The sequence below is a fragment of the Quyinboa mangrovi genome (genome assembly GCF_042219825.1).
Classification (GTDB): Bacteria; Bacteroidota; Bacteroidia; order Bacteroidales; family UBA5342; genus JBHJHP01.
The window spans coordinates 1-829 of sequence record NZ_JBHJHQ010000056.1 but is presented as its reverse complement, the minus strand read 5'-3'; the positions used below and the strand labels follow the sequence as shown (position 1 = coordinate 829).

Genomic DNA, 829 nt, shown 5'->3' with positions numbered 1-829 from the left:
CTACAACGTTCCCGCGGTATGGTGTCGTGCGGTTGACTGTCCCACGGAGTGGAGACTGTCAAGCCGAAAACGACGACATACGGTAAATGAATTTGCAAATTAAAACAAAACCGCATGCACTATGACCGTGTGTTGGCATTAGTTTTTCTTTTTTGATTTTCAGAACTCAATAAAACAAGGGTTATTAAAAATATAATATGAATAATGAAATTCAGTATATAGTTTAAAAATGGTTTTCCAAGAATTAGAGGTATTCTATATGATAACCAAGTTATTAATACAATGAAAAATACAAACATAACTAAGGAAGAAATCCAACTAAATATGCCAGATGCTTTCCTGCTTTCCTTGTTATATAATGGTAAAAACAGAATAAATGGGAATAATATTATATATGTAAAACTTGAAGTAATAATCATCCAATAAATATTTCTAACGGGTTTAGCGTTTTTAATAGTTGTTGGAGCTTTCTGGATGCTGTTTTGGTCTATTGTTTCAGATTTGAAAAAAATCTTATGTAAAAAGTCGGATAAATATTCAGAATAATGTTTCGAGTTTAAAATTCTATTTTCTAGTGTAATTATTTTAATAAGTTTTAAAGTGTCATTTGAATATGAGTCTTTCAATTCCTGAATTTTAATTAATTGCTCTAATTTATTATTAATGTGTATGTTGTATGTGAATTTTAATCCAAAGTCTATCAAAAGCAAAAAGACTATGATAGATATTGACATTGCGGTTCTAAACCCCCATGATTTAGAGTTGTCAAAAAATAATGATTTTATGAAATCAAGTATATGAGTCATTTTGTAAAATTAATGCCAACGTT

Annotated in this window: 1 protein-coding gene; it reads right to left on the bottom strand. The window is 29.0% G+C overall.

What is annotated here, in order from left to right:
- Nucleotides 1-119: 119 nt before the first annotated feature.
- Nucleotides 120-806 carry a hypothetical protein gene (locus ACE1ET_RS20535; RefSeq protein ID WP_375730302.1) on the bottom strand — a complete coding sequence of 229 codons (687 nt, stop codon included), beginning with the start codon at nucleotides 804-806 and terminating at the stop codon, nucleotides 120-122.
- Nucleotides 807-829 lie beyond the last annotated feature (23 nt).

Bases quoted from the DNA above. Each gene is read 5' to 3' on its own strand.
- ACE1ET_RS20535 (WP_375730302.1), bottom strand. From the start codon at position 806: ATGACTCATATACTTGATTTCATAAAATCATTATTTTTTGACAACTCT.